The organism is Phormidium yuhuli AB48 (assembly GCF_023983615.1).
Classification (GTDB): Bacteria; Cyanobacteriota; Cyanobacteriia; order Cyanobacteriales; family Geitlerinemataceae; genus Sodalinema; species Sodalinema yuhuli.
On the sequence record NZ_CP098611.1, the window covers coordinates 3,192,440 to 3,206,777 of the forward strand.

A 14,338-nucleotide genomic window follows, 5' to 3' on the forward strand; every position below is an offset into this window, starting at 1 on the left:
CTGATGAAATCCTGAATTTAAGGCGGGGTGAAGAATGACGAATTTCCTCGTCGCGGGGATGGGGTAAAATCCGGGTGCTGTGCCATGCCCGCTCTGTGGCTAGAGCTATTCTGAATCATTGGTGGAGTCTCGATAGTATTAATAAATGTACGATTTCTCACCCGACAACTCCTGTGAAGCAATCCCCAATATAGTCATCGTGGCGAGAGGCGATATCATCCCGTTCGTAGCTTAATGTACCCAGGAGTGGGGCAATTGGATCGTCAGGTTGTGCCGCCAAATCCTCTCAGGATTTCAGGACCATGGCTTCGACAGAGAGATTGATGATTTGGGCTTTGGCTTCTAGGCGTTGGCTCAAATCATCGGGGAGTTCGAGGCTGATTTTGCGAGTCATGATTCAAGTCGTCGGTTCAGGAGATGAGTCACGTTCTGATTGTAGCAAGGGCTGGGCCGGGAGGTTGACGGCAGATGAGGTAAAATTGGGAGACTATCCCGACTCGGTGCGTGGCCATGGATGAACAACGAGTGCAAGCCTATCTCTCCCTGATTCAAGAACTGCTCACCTGTCGCAGTGGGAAGGAACTGGTGGCGAAATTGAGCAACCACCGGGAACTGGTGGATGAGGGATTAGTGCAGGTGATGCGTGCCGAAGCGGACAAGAGGGCGCAACAGGGGCGGGGGAATGTAGACTGGTTGCGGTATTTTGCGGGTCAAATCGCAGCGGCTAACTATGAGTTGCCTCGGCTAGAAACTAAATCGACAGCAGATGCTCTGTTGCGGCAAGGATTTCAACAGTATAAAAAGAGTCAATATCCCCAAGCCTGGGAATCTTTGCAACAGTCTCTCGCCTTGTATGAGGAAATCGGGGATAGGGCTAACATCGCTTTATGTTGGGGACAGTTAGGTTGTATTGAACGCGATCGGGGCAACTGGGACGAGGCGGAGCGTCTGTATCAGCAATCTTTGGCTTTGAGGACCGAATTGGGCGATCGCAAAGGGATGGCAACCTCTTGGGGAGTGTTGGGAGATATCCAGCGCAATCGGGGCAACTGGGAGGAGGCGGAGCGTCTGTATCAGCAATGTTTGGCATTGAGAACCGAATTGGGCGATCGCAAAGGGATGGCAACCGTTTGGGGACTGTTGGGAGATATCCAGCGAAATCGGGGCAACTGGGAGGAGGCCGAGCGTCTGTATCAGCAATGTTTGGCAATTGAAACCGAATTGGGCGATCGCGCCGGGATGGCAACCTCTTGGGGACAGTTGGGAGATATCCAGCGAAATCGGGGCAACTGGGAGGAGGCGGAGCGTCTGTATCAGCAATCTTTGGCTTTGAGAACGGAATTGGGCGATCGCTCCGGGATGGCTACCTCTTGGGGAAGTTTGGGTTCTATCCAGCAAAATCGGGGCAACTGGGAGGAGGCCGAGCGTCTGTATCAGCAATCTTTGGCTTTGAGAACGGAATTGGGCGATCGCAAAGGGATGGCTACCTCTTGGGGAGTGTTGGGTTCTATCCAGCGCAAGCGGGGCAACTGGGAGGAGGCGGAGCGTCTGTATCAGCAATATTTGGAAGTGATGACCGAATTGGGCGATCGCGCCGGGATGGCATCCTCTTGGGAACAGTTAGGATATATCCAGAACGTTCGGGGCAACTGGGACGAGGCCGAGCGTCTATATCAGCAATCTTTGGAAGTGATGACCGAATTGGGCGATCGCCCTGGGATGGCAAGCTGTTGGGGACAGTTAGGATATATCCAGAACGTTCGGGGCAACTGGGACGAGGCCGAGCGTCTATATCAGCAATCTTTGGAAGTGAGAACGGAATTGGGTGATCGCTCCGGGATGGCAGAATCTTGGGGAAGTTTGGGAAATATCCAGCGCAAGCGGGGCAACTGGGAGGAGGCGGAGCGTCTGTATCAGCAATCTTTGGCATTGAGAACGGAATTGGGCGATCGCAAAGGGATGACTACCTCTTGGGGACAGTTGGGAGATATCCAGCGAAATCGGGGCAACTGGGACGAGGCGGAGCGTCTGTATCAGCAATCTTTAGAAGTGAGAACGGAATTGGGCGATCGCTCCGGGATGGCAACCTCTTGGGGACTGTTGGGAAATATCCAGAAGGTTCGGGGCAACTGGGATGAGGCCGAGCGTCTATATCAGCAATCTTTGGAAGTGAGAACGGAATTGGGCGATCGCTCCGGGATGGCAGAATCTTGGGGAGTGTTGGGTTCTATCCAGCAAAATCGGGGCAACTGGGACGAGGCCGAGCGTCTGTATCAGCAATCTTTGGCGGTTAAAACGGAATTGGGCGATCGCAAAGGGATGGCAACCTCTTGGGGAAGTTTGGGTTCTATCCAGCAAAATCGGGGCAACTGGGACGAGGCCGAGCGTCTGTATCAGCAATCTTTAGAAGTGAGAACGGAATTGGGCGATCGCAAAGGGATGGCAACCTCTTGGGGACAGTTGGGAGATATCCAGCGCAAGCGGGGCAACTGGGAGGAGGCGGAGCGTCTGTATCAGCAATATTTGGAAGTGATGACCGAATTGGGCGATCGCGCCGGGATGGCAGCCGTTTGGGGAGTGTTGGGAGATATCCAGCGAAATCGGGGCAACTGGGAGGAGGCGGAGCGTCTGTTTCAGCAATCTTTGGCTTTGAGAACGGAATTGGGCGATCGCGCCGGGATGGCTACCTCTTGGGGACAGTTGGGAGATATCCAGCGAAATCGGGGCAACTGGGAGGAGGCGGAGCGTCTGTATCAGCAATCTTTGGAAGTGATGACCGAATTGGGCGATCGCGCCGGGATGGCTGATATTTACAATCTTCTCGCCTCTGTCTATCAATACTCTAACCGAATTCCTGAAGCCCTCGCCGCATGGAAAGAAGGGTTAACCATTTGTCCCCCAGAGCAATTCCCCCTAGAAGCCTTGGCACTGGGTAGCGATTTAGGCGATGCTGCCTTTCGGATTCAAGACTGGGACACTGCCATCTATGGCTATGAAGCCGCTATCGAAGCCGTCGAAACCCGTTGCACTTTCACCGACTCCTACAGCGAGAAACAAAAACGCCGAGAAGCCGCCCTAGACCTCTATCCCCAACTGGTGCAAGCCTGCATCAATGGCGGAGATATCGGGAAAGCCTTAGCCAGCGTCGAACGCAGCAAATCCCGCAACCTCATCGAACTCCTCAGCAACCGCGACCTCTACCCCAAAGGCGACATTCCCCCAGAACTCCTGCAACAACTCGACAAGCTGCGTCGGGAAGTCACCGCCAAACAGCGACTTATCGAAAACCTCGACAACCCCAGCAACCCCGATACTCAGGACCTGGGCGGACTGGGACAACGGGGTAGCGGTTCCGCCAGCTTCACCCCCGATGTCATGGACCGCCTGCGTCAACAATACCAACAGGCGCAACAGGACTTAACCCAACTCCTGGAAACCCTAAACACCTACGACCCCAACTTCAGCCTCAGCCAACGAGTCCAACCCATCCAATTCTCGGAAATTCAGGCGTTACTGGACAAAGAAACCCTGTTGATGGAATGGTATCTCAGCCCCCAAGGAATTTATACCTTTATCGTCAGGGGCGAAACGGGGGAGATTTCGGTGCATCTTTCCCCCCCAGAACAGTTGCATCAATTACAGGAGTTGCGCGACACCTATCTCAACAGCTATTCCCACCACTCCGACGACTGGGAAACCCATCTCAAGGACTTCCTGCGCCGTCTGCGGGATATCCTGGAATTACCCCAACTCCTCGCCCAACTTCCCCCCAGCTACCGCCGCCTGATTGTCGTCCCCTATCGGGAGTTGCATTTATTCCCCCTCCACGCCTTACCCCTGGGGGATGAGGATGAACCGGACTATCTCGCCGATAGATTCCCCCTGGGAGTCACCTATAGCCCCAGTTGTCAATTCCTGCAAGTCTCCCAACGCCAGCGCAAAACCAGCAACCGCCAGCGCTTCTTTGCGATTCAAAATCCCACGGAAGACCTAGACTATGCGGACTTAGAGGTTGACGCCATTTTAGCCAACTTCTCCACCAACGCCCGCCGTCTCGCCCGCCAGGAAGCCAGCAAAACCCGCCTCAATGAAGACTCCTACCGCCAAGACTTCCAAGAAGCGGACTATCTCCATTTTGCCGGCCATGGGGCCTTCAATTTCAACCGTCCCCTCCTCTCTCCCCTGGTGTTAGCGGGGGCGAAAGTCTCCGTCAGTGACTCAGACGGCCGAACCCTCTCGGAGGAAACCCCCCCCTCTGAACCCGCCGAGACTCGTTTTCTCCCTTGGCGCAAAGGCACGCAGATTGACCTAAGCAAATGTTACACCCTCGGGGAATTGTTTGAACTGGATTTACCCGCCTGTCGCCTGGTGATTCTCTCGGCTTGTGAAACGGGGTTAACGGACTTTTCGCCCAACTTAGAGGAATATATCAGTTTGGGGCTAGGCTTTCTCTATGCCGGGGCGGCCAATGTGATTTGTAGTCTCTGGGCGGTGAATGATGTCTCGACGGCGATTTTGATGGTAAAATTGTATGAGGAAATGCAGACCCAGCCCTCGGTGGCGTTGGCGTTGAAACAGGCCCAAGAGTGGATGAGAACCGTCACCAAGCAGGAGTTAACGGCCTGGCTGAATCAGCAGGAGTCGGCGGGAACTCCTCATCCCAAGGCCAAGCTGCGAGAGAAGTTGAGGTTAGGCTTTAAACCCGCTAGTTACCAACCCTATGCACATCCGATTCATTGGGGGGCCTTTTGTGCGATCGGGGTTTAGGTGGCTTGTGCTGTTTAAGCCTTGCGATATGATGGTTTTAGACTCGACCCACCTTTTAACATCCATGACCAGCAACAGTTCATTAGAAGAACGCATGGCCGCCGTCGAAGCCGCCCTTAGCCAAATTCAAAAACAGATTGCCCCGACGCAATCGCTGAATGGATTACAACAAATTACCGGGTCTTTCAAGGATGAACCGGCTTTTGAAGAAATCCTAGCACTAGGACAAGCCATTCGTCGAGGGGATGAGTCTGTAATGTTTGTCCATGTCAGATAGGCTTTTGCTATTACTTTACCCGATTACAAATCTTCTTATTAACACCAAATAACCATGAAAGATTCAACTGACACCCTACTGATGTTCGCGGAACTCCTAGAAGCGGAACCGCCCATTTTACCGCCAGAGGCGTTGCAACAGGTTCAAACATTAGCAGCGGAATTAGAGGGGCTATCGGAAGCCAATCTCAACGAGATGGCAGATTTAATTATAACTTGGATCGAACAATTTCCGCAAGAACAAGCTATTTTTGAACGGGATAGAAAAAGAGAACTCCAAGGAATCTCCGAACCGAGTGAAATCCAACGGACGTTTCCGAATTTCCAAGTCATCGAAGAAACGGAAAGTGCTGTGGTGATTACTCCGGCACCTCAGGCGGAGAAAACTTCCTTGGTTCGCCACATTAAGCAAAGCTTAAAGCAATGGACTCAGAACAACAGATAACCCCGCCGGTTTATGCCCCAAATTTACATTTATTCGCCTTTCATCTCCGGCGAGGATTAACGGGAGAACCTGACTCTCTAGCCTCCAATCCTCAGCAGTTGTGGGAAAAGGGGGATGAGATTTTACAAGCCTTGGGCTTTAGGGAACGCCTCCAAATTGCTGGGTATCCCCATCCCTCTGAAGAACCAGCGGGGGCGCAGGTTAATCTCAATCCCCAAAAACAACTGCAATTAAGGGGAAAACTCCCGAACTCGGATTTAACCATGACTGGGCTGGTGTTCACTCATCGGATTTATGATAGTTATAGTTTAACGGTGAATTTGCGCCGCCCGGAAGAAGAACATCAGCAAAAAACTGACGATGTACGGATTTCATTTTGGCGCAATCTAAATACGGAACGGCTGCTTTTTTTGCCGAGTTTTGTCCAAAGTTCTCTGGGACAAACGTTAGTCTTAACGGCATTTTTGCCCGACTCACACAGCCACAAAACTCCAAAAGAGTTACAAGAGTTTGCCGGCCGTTGTTTGAAACAGGTTATCCCCTCTCGCAAACAAAACTCTCCGGTGTTGTGCCAAGTGGGGGAGTTGTGGGGTAGCCCAATTTTTGAGTTTGGCGGTCACGTTTTGGATAGGAACATGGAGGGGGAGGCGGAGGTTCAACCCCATGTTTTAGTTTACCTGTTTCGCAATCGGTTATCCAGTAGCAAGTTTGAAGGCGCTTATTGGCAATTCATCAATTTATTTTATTATCGAAATAAAGTGGTTTCTGCCTATCGGGAAACTCGCACGCTCTATCAAAAAACCTATGCTATTTATATAGATTTAGAGAAAAAAGTCAAGTCGTTTAAACAAGAATTAACTCAAAATACGAGCCGTCTCGCGTTAAGTCAGGGGCAATTAGAAGACTTAAAACTGGTCTTAAAGGAATTGGCGGCGTTGGATTTAGACTATGCCCGACTGTTGCGAAATTATAAGCATTGTCGTAATACCATTAGCATCAATACGAAAAATTATGAGGTGACTTTGGCGGCGATTTTGCAGACCCTGCACGAGCAGGAACATGAGGTTCAGGAGCAGGATTTGGAGTTTTTTCGGGAGTTTGGCGATCGCACCTCTCCCTATTTTCAATCTCGCATTGATGATGAACTCAACTATTTTGTCGAGGGGTCGAGTTTGGCGGACAAAGCCATCGCCTCGATTCGGGGGATTGTGGAGATTGAACAGGCCCAGCGCGATCGCAGTTTACAGGAACAAAACCAAAAACTCCAAGACCAAATTCAGGCGATTGGGGTGGGAATTGGTGCGGGGGCGATCGTGGCTTCAACGGTGGGGTTAGGGTTTGAGGAGCCGATGACTCGGCCCTGGGAGGAAAATCGGGGGGAACACCTCCATCCCTTGGCGATCGCCCTTCTCTTGAGTTCGGCAACTGCTATTATAGCCTGGGGAGGAACGAAACTCTTGATTCGCCTCTGGTGGTGGTGGATTTCCAGACGAGACTAGCTGAACGGATTAAACTCAGCAGTTTCTGCGCTAAAGTAGAACTGAGGTTACTCCAGGGAGTCTCAACCATGCTGTCAACAATTCAGTGGACGGTGGAAGACTACCAGCAGATTGTTAAAACGGGGATTCTCGACGATCGCCCTGTGCAATTACTCGCTGGAGACATTGTAACCATGGCCCCAGAAGCCGAACCTCATGCGTTTTTCATCGGAACCGGATTGGGCGATCGCGCAACCTCCAGGACGGGAATATATATCTCTCTCCATCCCTATCCTGAAAATATCTTCTGGCTGATTGAAGATTCGGGTAGTGCTGCACTACCTGCTAGTCTTTCCAACGACGAGTCCCATTATTGTGGGTGGGGGCTGAGGTTGGCTTAAAGGAGTCGAAATTGGCGCGGCTGGAGTTGGGTAGCTTGGGTCTGTTGCAGGATGGCGATCTCCCTGCCATCTTCCATCTGAATGAGGGTGTTCTCCCCCTCCTGAGTCCATTCTAAATCTTCTAGCCGTAATCCATGAGATAAGCCGAGGCGATCGCGCTCCAGGCTAAAGTCGGTAATCACGTCGGCGTCGCTATCGGGACGTAGGATGAATAGGTTGTTTCCCCCGCCTCCAGTTAACGTGTCTTGTCCTAAGTCTCCAGATAAGACCGTGTTTCCAGGACCCCCAATCAGGCGATCGTTTCCTTGACCCCCGAAGAGGGTATCCTCACCATCACCACTGTAGATGCGATCGTCCCCCTTATTGCCGAATAGGAGGTTGTTCCCCCCCTGTCCAAAAATGACGTCATCTTCCTCAAAGGCGGCGATGGTATCATTCCCCTCGCCGCCGATGAGGGTTTCTGGATGAGTCCCCACTCCCAAAATCAGTTGGTTGATAATCCTTCGTGAAGGGGGATTGGGTTCCCGCTCGGGTTCGGGCTCAGGTTTGGGTTCCCGCTCAGGTTCAGGAGTTGGCGGGTCGGGTTCTGGCTCGATGAGAGCCTTCTCGATGATATAGCGATCGCCCTCGGTAAATCCCTCACTCAAGGGAACACCCGCCAGATTGACGATGGTGGCTGTCTCTGGGAGAACATCCAGACGCAGGCTTCCCTCTCCAGTCACCCCCTCCAGGATGACCTCAATCACCGTTCCAGAGTCGGCGGAGACGGAGGCGATATCGGCTGCGGCGGTTCCGGTGGTGGTGAGGGTGAAATCCTCCACATCTACCTCCATCACCGGCTCACTAAAGTGGACTTCGTAGGTGACAACGTCTTGAGTTGTCACTTTATCGACATCTTCGGGTCGTTGAATGGCGATAATGGTGGGGGCATTTCCTGGGAATTCCCCAATCTCTTCAAGACTTTCTTTGATGGGGCTATAGGTTAATCTAAAATTGTCAATTGCAAAAGTATCTCTTCGGTTTTGACCGCTACTTTCTGAGAGGGCAACGATGCGAATTTGAACGGGTTCTGATTGATTGTTGATGTCATCATTAAATTCTAAGAGTTCCACCCCAGTCCTGAGAGGAGTGATGCCAAAAATGTCAGGGTCTTCATACAATCCTAAAGGAAAAAACTCTCCCGCTTCGCCGACTCGATAATCAATCGTCCAAGACGTAGAACGGTCTTGAACACTCAACAGTTGGGCTTCTAAGGAGAGGTGAAAGTCTTGGAATCCTTCTGTATTTGTGAGGGAGAAAACAAAGGCAGCACCGGGGTCTCCGAAGCTACCTGACTGACGAATGCCGAGGGCGCGATCGCCTGCCTGTCGTTGCTGTTCCGGTGCGGCTCCTAGCTCTAAGCCACTCTTAATCGATGCTAAATTTTTAAACGCCCCCTTCACCTCATTCCAAGTCGCTGGCTCGGGGTCAAAGACGTTGAGACTTCCTAAATTTGAGACCGTCGCCCCCGTATAAATTGCCCAACCATTGGGCAATCCCTCTCCTAATGTTGCAAAGTCTTCTTGGTACGATACACCCATCAAGTCAACTGTGGTCATGGCAACGCCCTTACATAACAACAGTGGCAACTCATGGCGGTCACCCTAGCTTGGGGCGATCGCAATTGCCAAGGGCATAGGTCAAGCAATCCTGACATTGTGAGCAAAGACAACTGACCTACCCTAGGTGCCTCTCTAGCTTGAAAGCCTTATCTATCCTGATTTATGAACCACTCCAGCTATCTAAGAGCAGAGGAACAGGACACAATTCTTAGAACACTATGGCAGTTTGCCAATTCCTTCGTTAGACTTGTCGCCATCTATCGACTCAACGAAAGATGCAACCCTGGGAGGTGATGATTCCCTGGAGGTGAGCCGGTGAGTGGAAGCCCCTGAAACCGCGTCTTAGTGAGTCAGAGAACGTTACTGACACAATCGAATGAGTCGGGTGCATCATGAAACCACATCAGCGTCGCCGAAGCCGGGGATTTACCCTGCCTGAGCTTCTGGTCGTTATTGTAATGGTCGGAATCCTGAGTTCACTATCCATCGTTGTTTGGGGGCATTTCACGGCTAATCAGGCCGTCAAACAGGGCAATGACGCGGTCTTTCTGGCTATTCGTTCAGCGCAAGTTCGAGCTAAAACCTCAAAAGTCCGATACCAGGCCAGCTTCCGAGGCGAGGCAGACCAAGCCTTGTGGGCCGTTCATCCTGTTAGCGTTCACCCCGATGAGGCTCAGTGGAATGCCCTACCGTTCCTCGTCCGCTACGATGAAGACAACAGCACCCTGCGACGGGTTCAAGGGGTGCGGCGGGTGGTGTTCGACCATCGAGGTCATGTCATGGGTCAACTTGGACGAATTACCGTATTTCATCGTGATAATCCTGAGTTACGGCGTTGTACCTTTGTCTCCACCCTATTAGGGACGATTCGCAAAACGCGGGATGACTGGTGTAAGCGATAACTCGATGAGGTTGACTCCTCGTTCCAGAGAATCATTTTGGCTAAGGGGGAGGTGTTGTATGGTGAGAGATGACCTGTTGCTATTGGTGGGGGAAATTCGCGAGAGTCAGTCGGTTCTCGAACGGTTGCAAGGGCTGTATGAGTCCTATGAGGGCCAGTTTTCTGACCCTAGTCAACGAGATGTACGGGATGCCGTCTTGTTGGCGGAGATTTTGTGTAATACCTACACCTGTATCGAAACCATTTTGTTTCGGATTGCTCGCCAGTTTGAGAATCATTTAGACCCGCAGCAGTGGCACAAGGAGTTACTGCAAAAAATGCCGATTGAAGTGCCTGGAGTGCGCCGGGCGGTGTTGTCGCGGGAGACCTATCGTCTGCTCGATGAACTGCGGCGATTTCGGCATTTTAAACGGGAGGATTATGAGTTTGATTATGATTGGCGGCGATTGGACTATCTCAGGTCCGTGTATGACCAGGTGCGTCCGTTGATTGGGGCAGATTTGCAGAGGTATGTGGATTTTATTTTGGTATTAGCTGATGAGCAGGATTAGGTAATTTGAGTTGAAATAATGTGGGCTAAGTTGGAATAAACTTGTCCTCATTATTATACATCTTGTGCTAAACTATTAAGGTAGAGTAAGATGGCAAAAATGGGAACTTTTTATTCATTAGGTATTGTGCAAGATTTTACGGCTAAAAGCACGGGGAATACCTCGATTGAGCCTCGTAATTTGGAGGTTGCCGTGGGCGATCGCCTTAATCTGGATTTATTTAGTCTTCGCCAAGAGCAAGGTGTGCTCTTGGGTCAGTTAAAGCCGGGAACACTCGAAGAACATCTTGAAGATTTTGTGCGGACGTTGAAACAGATTGCCAACCAGCATAGCCGGATTGATGAGTATTGGAACATCTATGGCTGTCAATGGGAAAATTACCCACTGGAGTACTGGGTGATGGAGTTCAAGAATGCTCAGGGTCAAGGGATTAAATTATCTGGGATGGCTCTGTTTCTGTTTATTGAGGGTAAAGTAGGGGCAGACGAGTTTGAGATTGAGCCATTACTCTTGAATTGGTTATTTCGCCACAGTTCTTTAGAAAATCCTCTCGCGGGGGCAGTTGTTAGTATAATTTTAGGTTAAGAACCCGGCGATCGCATCGCCTCAATTTAATCCCAATAGTGGGGATTGCTCTGGTGATGGGACAATCCCTTAACAGCTTTATCAACGATTCGGAGGACAGACATGGTTTCGGTAACTCAAGCTCAGTCCAAAATTACCCTAGAGGAGTTTTTAGCGCTTCCTGAAACCAAACCCGCCAGGGAATACATCGACGGAAACATCGAGCAAAAGCCAATGCCTCAAGGAGAACATAGTACCTTGCAAATTCGTCTGGGAACCGTAATTAATGAGGCTATCATTACAAAAAAAATAGGTCATGCTTTTACAGAGTTGCGCTGTACATTTGCGGGGCGCTCGGTTGTCCCCGATATCAGTGTTTTTACGTGGGAGCGCATCCCCAAAACTGAGGAAGGAAAAATAGCGAATCGTTTTGAGAGTCATCCGGATTGGGTGATTGAGATTTTATCTCCAGACCAATCGGCTAATCAGGTGATTCGGAAAATCTTATTTTGTATTCAGCAGGGAACTCAAATTGGATGGTTGATTGACCCCAAAGATGAGTCAGTGCTGATTGTTCAGCCCAACGTATTTCCCGAAATTAAACAGGGAGAAGACCGTTTACCGACCCTAGAGACGGTGGAAGATTTAGACTTATCAGCGCAAGAGCTGTTTTCTTGGTTGATAGTTCAATAAATGGAACACTTGTCGAATCCCGTTGTGGGGAGTTGGGGGAGGTTCAGTGACTCCAGACGCCGGGTGTCTTAACTTGAGGAGGAAAATCAATGACATTAAAACTCATGCCAATTTTGGAAAACGGTGATCGCCTCACTCGGACGGAGTTCGAGCGACGCTATCAGGTGTTGCCAGAGGTGAAGAAGGCGGAATTAGTGGAAGGGGTGGTTTATATGGCATCGCCAGTTCGTTATCAGCAACATGGAAAACCTCACAGTCAAATTATCACCTGGCTGCAAGTTTATGCTGCTGCTACCCCAGGGGTTGAGGTGGCGGATAATACAACAGTTCGCTTGGACTTGGACAATGAACCTCAACCCGATGCGCTTTTGCGCCTTGATGAGGGGGTGGGGGGACAGTCGCGGATTAGCGAGGACGACTATCTTGAGGGTACGCCGGAGTTGATTGTGGAGATTGCGGCGAGTACCGCCTCCTACGACCTCCACGATAAGTTTCGAGCCTATCGTCGCAATGGGGTTCGGGAGTATCTGGTGTGGGTGGTTCTGGAGGAGGAGTTTCGTTGGTATGTGCTGGAGGAGGGGGACTATCGCCAGCAGGAGCCGGATGGGGCGGGTTGTCTGAGGAGTCCGTTTTGGCCGGGGTTGCTGTTGGATGTGAAGGCGCTGTTGGCGGGGGAGATGGGGCCGGTGTTGATGAGGTTACAGGAGGAGATGGGTTCGCCGGAACATGAGCGGTTTGTGGAGAGGTTGGGGTCGGCTCAGTAGTGGTGTTTAGGAGGGGCATTCGTCGCTCAGTCGCCTCAGACACTCGGTGTCTTGACTTGGACAGTGACCTGATAGAGTGAGGGGAGTCTGTTGCGATCGCCGTCACAACATCCTGGCATCCTGGTGTTATGGCTGAGCCATGACACCGACGTGGGGCGGCTCTGCCACCTGATCTGAGGGAGTATAATGGTTTGTAAGGGCGAACCTTGGTCACTGAGCGATAGTCGAAGTGGTGGTGGTGGCGCGCCCTCCCTGATTTGAGGTTGGAGGCGACAGGGGAGATATTGGGTATGACTCAGGTGCGTGTTCAGGATACGCAGTTTTATGTTGACTGGGCGCTGTGGGGAGCTGTCTGATAGAAACTTGGAACTCTTATAGGAGCGGACGATGAAAACCATTGAAACTCAACAAGCCAAACAGCAATTAGATGAGATGATTGACCAGGTTATTATAGATGTTGAACCGACAATCCTACGGAATCAAAAGGGTCAAGAAGCGGTTTTGATGTCGTTAGAAGAGTTTAGTGCTTGGCGGGAAACGATTTATCTTTTATCCAATCCAGCCAATGCGTCTCATCTTCTTGAATCTATCAAGCAGGCTGAGTCAGGTCAGACTATCCTCAAGGAACTTCTGGATGAATGAAGGTAAGTTTTACTGAGTTGGCTTGGTCTGATTATCTCTGGCTACAAAAGAAGGATAAGAGGCTTTTAAAACGGGTAAATCTTCTGATTAAAGATGTGATGAGGGATGCGTTTGAGGGGATTGGCAAGCCAGAACCTTTGAAGGGAAATTTATCGGGTTACTGGTCAAGGCGGATTGATGGGGAGCATCGTTTGGTGTATCAGGTGGTTGGAGATGAAATTTTAATTATTTCCTGTCGGTTTCACTATGAAAGATGACCAGAGAGGTTTAATATGAGTCACGCACAATACAAGGGGGGGCTTGTTGGGCTTAGACTCCCGGCTCTGTTGGTATGTTGTTTTATATTGGTTCCCTTGCTGGGTCTGAGCTTCATTTTGCACTATATCCTGGTTCATACTCAGCCGTTTTATCAGGGGTTAGGCTTTACTTGGGGGGGGGTCCCAGAAGCGGAGCGGTATTATGCAGAGGCGATTAGTTTGCCGTTATACTTCGGGTTAACGGAGTCAGCTCAGGATAGGGTGGTAGCCGTGTTGTGGGAGGTTTTATGGTGAGTCTAGGTCGGTCGAGTGTTGGAGAACTGATGCCAATTTTGGAAAGTGGAGACCGTTTGTCTCGGATTGAGTTCGAGCGGCGCTATCAAGGGATGCCGGAAGTTAAGAAGGCGGAGTTAGTGGAAGGGGTTGTTTACGTGGCCTCACCCCTACGGTATCGACAGCATGGCCAGCCTCATAGTGACATCATGACTTGGTTGGGGGTCTATCGGGCGGCAACTCCTGGGGTTTACTGTGCCGATAATGCTACGGTGCGACTGGATGGGAAGAATGAACCTCAACCCGATGCGCTGTTGCGTCTCGATGAGTCGTTGGGGGGACAGTCTCGGATTAGTGAGGATGATTATCTCGAAGGTGCGCCGGAGTTGATTGTGGAAATTGCGGCGAGTACGGCATCTTATGACCTCCATGATAAGTTGGAAGTCTATCGTCGTCATGGGGTTCGGGACTATTTGGTTTGGGTGGTGCTGGAACGGGAGTTTCGCTGGTATGTGCTGAAGGATGGGGATTATCGGCAGCAGGAGCCAGACGGTGCAGGTTGTCTGAGTAGTGCGATGTTTCCCGGCTTGCGATTGGATGTTGAGGCGCTGTTAGAGGGTCAAATGCAGCAAGTCTTGACCACGTTACAGGGAGGGATTACGTCGCCTGAACATCAGGCTTTTCTCAAGAACCTCCAGCGATCGCAATGATTGGGTAGGCGGATT

15 protein-coding genes are annotated in these 14,338 nt (G+C 50.9%); 14 read left to right on the forward strand and 1 reads right to left on the reverse strand.

The window, feature by feature from the left end; translation table 11 throughout:
- Nucleotides 1–510: 510 nt before the first annotated feature.
- From NEA10_RS13590 to NEA10_RS13610, 5 genes are all read left to right on the forward strand, one after another.
- Nucleotides 511–4,767 carry a CHAT domain-containing tetratricopeptide repeat protein gene (locus tag NEA10_RS13590; RefSeq protein ID WP_252661202.1) on the forward strand — a complete coding sequence of 1,419 codons (4,257 nt, stop codon included), beginning with the start codon at nucleotides 511–513 and terminating at the stop codon, nucleotides 4,765–4,767.
- A gap of 64 nt (nucleotides 4,768–4,831) precedes the next feature.
- Nucleotides 4,832–5,044, forward strand: coding sequence for a hypothetical protein (locus NEA10_RS13595; RefSeq protein ID WP_252661204.1), 213 nt, complete (start codon nucleotides 4,832–4,834; stop codon nucleotides 5,042–5,044).
- Nucleotides 5,045–5,098: 54 nt separating this feature from the next.
- Nucleotides 5,099–5,488 carry a hypothetical protein gene (locus NEA10_RS13600; protein ID WP_252661206.1) on the forward strand — a complete coding sequence of 130 codons (390 nt, stop codon included), beginning with the start codon at nucleotides 5,099–5,101 and terminating at the stop codon, nucleotides 5,486–5,488.
- Nucleotides 5,467–6,987 carry a hypothetical protein gene (locus NEA10_RS13605; RefSeq protein WP_252661208.1) on the forward strand — a complete coding sequence of 507 codons (1,521 nt, stop codon included), beginning with the start codon at nucleotides 5,467–5,469 and terminating at the stop codon, nucleotides 6,985–6,987. The genes NEA10_RS13600 and NEA10_RS13605 overlap by 22 nt, the downstream gene beginning before the upstream one ends.
- 68 nt (nucleotides 6,988–7,055) lie before the next feature.
- The gene (locus NEA10_RS13610) at nucleotides 7,056–7,367 is read left to right on the forward strand and encodes a hypothetical protein (RefSeq protein WP_252661210.1); all 312 of its coding nucleotides are present in this window, start codon (nucleotides 7,056–7,058) and stop codon (nucleotides 7,365–7,367) included.
- Here NEA10_RS13610 and NEA10_RS21005 read toward each other — a convergent pair.
- Nucleotides 7,364–8,965, reverse strand: coding sequence for a calcium-binding protein (locus NEA10_RS21005; protein ID WP_309494193.1), 1,602 nt, complete (start codon nucleotides 8,963–8,965; stop codon nucleotides 7,364–7,366). The two genes, NEA10_RS13610 and NEA10_RS21005, sit on opposite strands and share 4 nt — an antisense overlap.
- A 395-nt stretch (nucleotides 8,966–9,360) precedes the next feature.
- Between NEA10_RS21005 and NEA10_RS13625 the strand changes: the two genes are divergently transcribed.
- The 9 genes from NEA10_RS13625 to NEA10_RS13665 all read left to right on the forward strand — a co-directional run bounded on the left by NEA10_RS13625 (nucleotide 9,361) and on the right by NEA10_RS13665 (nucleotide 14,323).
- A complete protein-coding gene (locus NEA10_RS13625; protein ID WP_252661212.1) occupies nucleotides 9,361–9,870 on the forward strand; it encodes a pilus assembly FimT family protein in 510 nt (169 codons plus the stop codon).
- Between the two features lie 58 nt (nucleotides 9,871–9,928).
- A complete protein-coding gene (locus tag NEA10_RS13630; protein WP_252661214.1) occupies nucleotides 9,929–10,420 on the forward strand; it encodes a ribonuclease toxin HepT-like protein in 492 nt (163 codons plus the stop codon).
- A gap of 99 nt (nucleotides 10,421–10,519) precedes the next feature.
- Entirely contained in the window at nucleotides 10,520–11,005 is a 486-nt protein-coding gene (locus tag NEA10_RS13635) for a hypothetical protein (RefSeq protein ID WP_252661216.1), read from the forward strand.
- 102 nt (nucleotides 11,006–11,107) lie between these two features.
- Complete coding sequence (locus NEA10_RS13640; RefSeq protein ID WP_252661218.1) at nucleotides 11,108–11,677, forward strand: Uma2 family endonuclease; 570 nt, start codon at nucleotides 11,108–11,110, stop codon at nucleotides 11,675–11,677.
- An 89-nt stretch (nucleotides 11,678–11,766) separates the two neighbouring features.
- Nucleotides 11,767–12,441: a Uma2 family endonuclease gene (locus NEA10_RS13645; protein ID WP_252661220.1), complete on the forward strand. Its 675-nt coding sequence runs from the start codon at nucleotides 11,767–11,769 to the stop codon at nucleotides 12,439–12,441.
- Between the two features lie 387 nt (nucleotides 12,442–12,828).
- Complete coding sequence (locus NEA10_RS13650) at nucleotides 12,829–13,083, forward strand: type II toxin-antitoxin system Phd/YefM family antitoxin (RefSeq protein ID WP_252661229.1); 255 nt, start codon at nucleotides 12,829–12,831, stop codon at nucleotides 13,081–13,083.
- A complete protein-coding gene (locus NEA10_RS13655; protein WP_252661237.1) occupies nucleotides 13,080–13,340 on the forward strand; it encodes a Txe/YoeB family addiction module toxin in 261 nt (86 codons plus the stop codon). The genes NEA10_RS13650 and NEA10_RS13655 overlap by 4 nt, the downstream gene beginning before the upstream one ends.
- A 96-nt stretch (nucleotides 13,341–13,436) precedes the next feature.
- The gene (locus NEA10_RS13660; RefSeq protein WP_252661239.1) at nucleotides 13,437–13,634 is read left to right on the forward strand and encodes a DegT/DnrJ/EryC1/StrS family aminotransferase; all 198 of its coding nucleotides are present in this window, start codon (nucleotides 13,437–13,439) and stop codon (nucleotides 13,632–13,634) included.
- A 29-nt stretch (nucleotides 13,635–13,663) separates the two neighbouring features.
- Complete coding sequence (locus tag NEA10_RS13665) at nucleotides 13,664–14,323, forward strand: Uma2 family endonuclease (RefSeq protein ID WP_252661241.1); 660 nt, start codon at nucleotides 13,664–13,666, stop codon at nucleotides 14,321–14,323.
- The last annotated feature ends 15 nt before the right edge of the window (nucleotides 14,324–14,338 follow it).

What these genes read in the sequence shown, in the direction of transcription:
- NEA10_RS13605 (WP_252661208.1), top strand. Translation starts at nt 5,467, where the DNA reads ATGGACTCAGAACAACAGATAACCCCGCCGGTTTATGCCCCAAATTTA.
- NEA10_RS13650 (WP_252661229.1), top strand. Translation starts at nt 12,829, where the DNA reads ATGAAAACCATTGAAACTCAACAAGCCAAACAGCAATTAGATGAGATG.
- NEA10_RS13610 (WP_252661210.1), top strand. Translation starts at nt 7,056, where the DNA reads ATGCTGTCAACAATTCAGTGGACGGTGGAAGACTACCAGCAGATTGTT.
- NEA10_RS13630 (WP_252661214.1), top strand. Translation starts at nt 9,929, where the DNA reads ATGGTGAGAGATGACCTGTTGCTATTGGTGGGGGAAATTCGCGAGAGT.
- NEA10_RS13640 (WP_252661218.1), top strand. Translation starts at nt 11,108, where the DNA reads ATGGTTTCGGTAACTCAAGCTCAGTCCAAAATTACCCTAGAGGAGTTT.
- NEA10_RS13625 (WP_252661212.1), top strand. Translation starts at nt 9,361, where the DNA reads ATGAAACCACATCAGCGTCGCCGAAGCCGGGGATTTACCCTGCCTGAG.
- NEA10_RS13665 (WP_252661241.1), top strand. Translation starts at nt 13,664, where the DNA reads ATGCCAATTTTGGAAAGTGGAGACCGTTTGTCTCGGATTGAGTTCGAG.
- NEA10_RS21005 (WP_309494193.1), bottom strand. Translation starts at nt 8,965, where the DNA reads ATGACCACAGTTGACTTGATGGGTGTATCGTACCAAGAAGACTTTGCA.
- NEA10_RS13590 (WP_252661202.1), top strand. Translation starts at nt 511, where the DNA reads ATGGATGAACAACGAGTGCAAGCCTATCTCTCCCTGATTCAAGAACTG.
- NEA10_RS13595 (WP_252661204.1), top strand. Translation starts at nt 4,832, where the DNA reads ATGACCAGCAACAGTTCATTAGAAGAACGCATGGCCGCCGTCGAAGCC.
- NEA10_RS13645 (WP_252661220.1), top strand. Translation starts at nt 11,767, where the DNA reads ATGACATTAAAACTCATGCCAATTTTGGAAAACGGTGATCGCCTCACT.
- NEA10_RS13600 (WP_252661206.1), top strand. Translation starts at nt 5,099, where the DNA reads ATGAAAGATTCAACTGACACCCTACTGATGTTCGCGGAACTCCTAGAA.
- NEA10_RS13655 (WP_252661237.1), top strand. Translation starts at nt 13,080, where the DNA reads ATGAAGGTAAGTTTTACTGAGTTGGCTTGGTCTGATTATCTCTGGCTA.
- NEA10_RS13635 (WP_252661216.1), top strand. Translation starts at nt 10,520, where the DNA reads ATGGGAACTTTTTATTCATTAGGTATTGTGCAAGATTTTACGGCTAAA.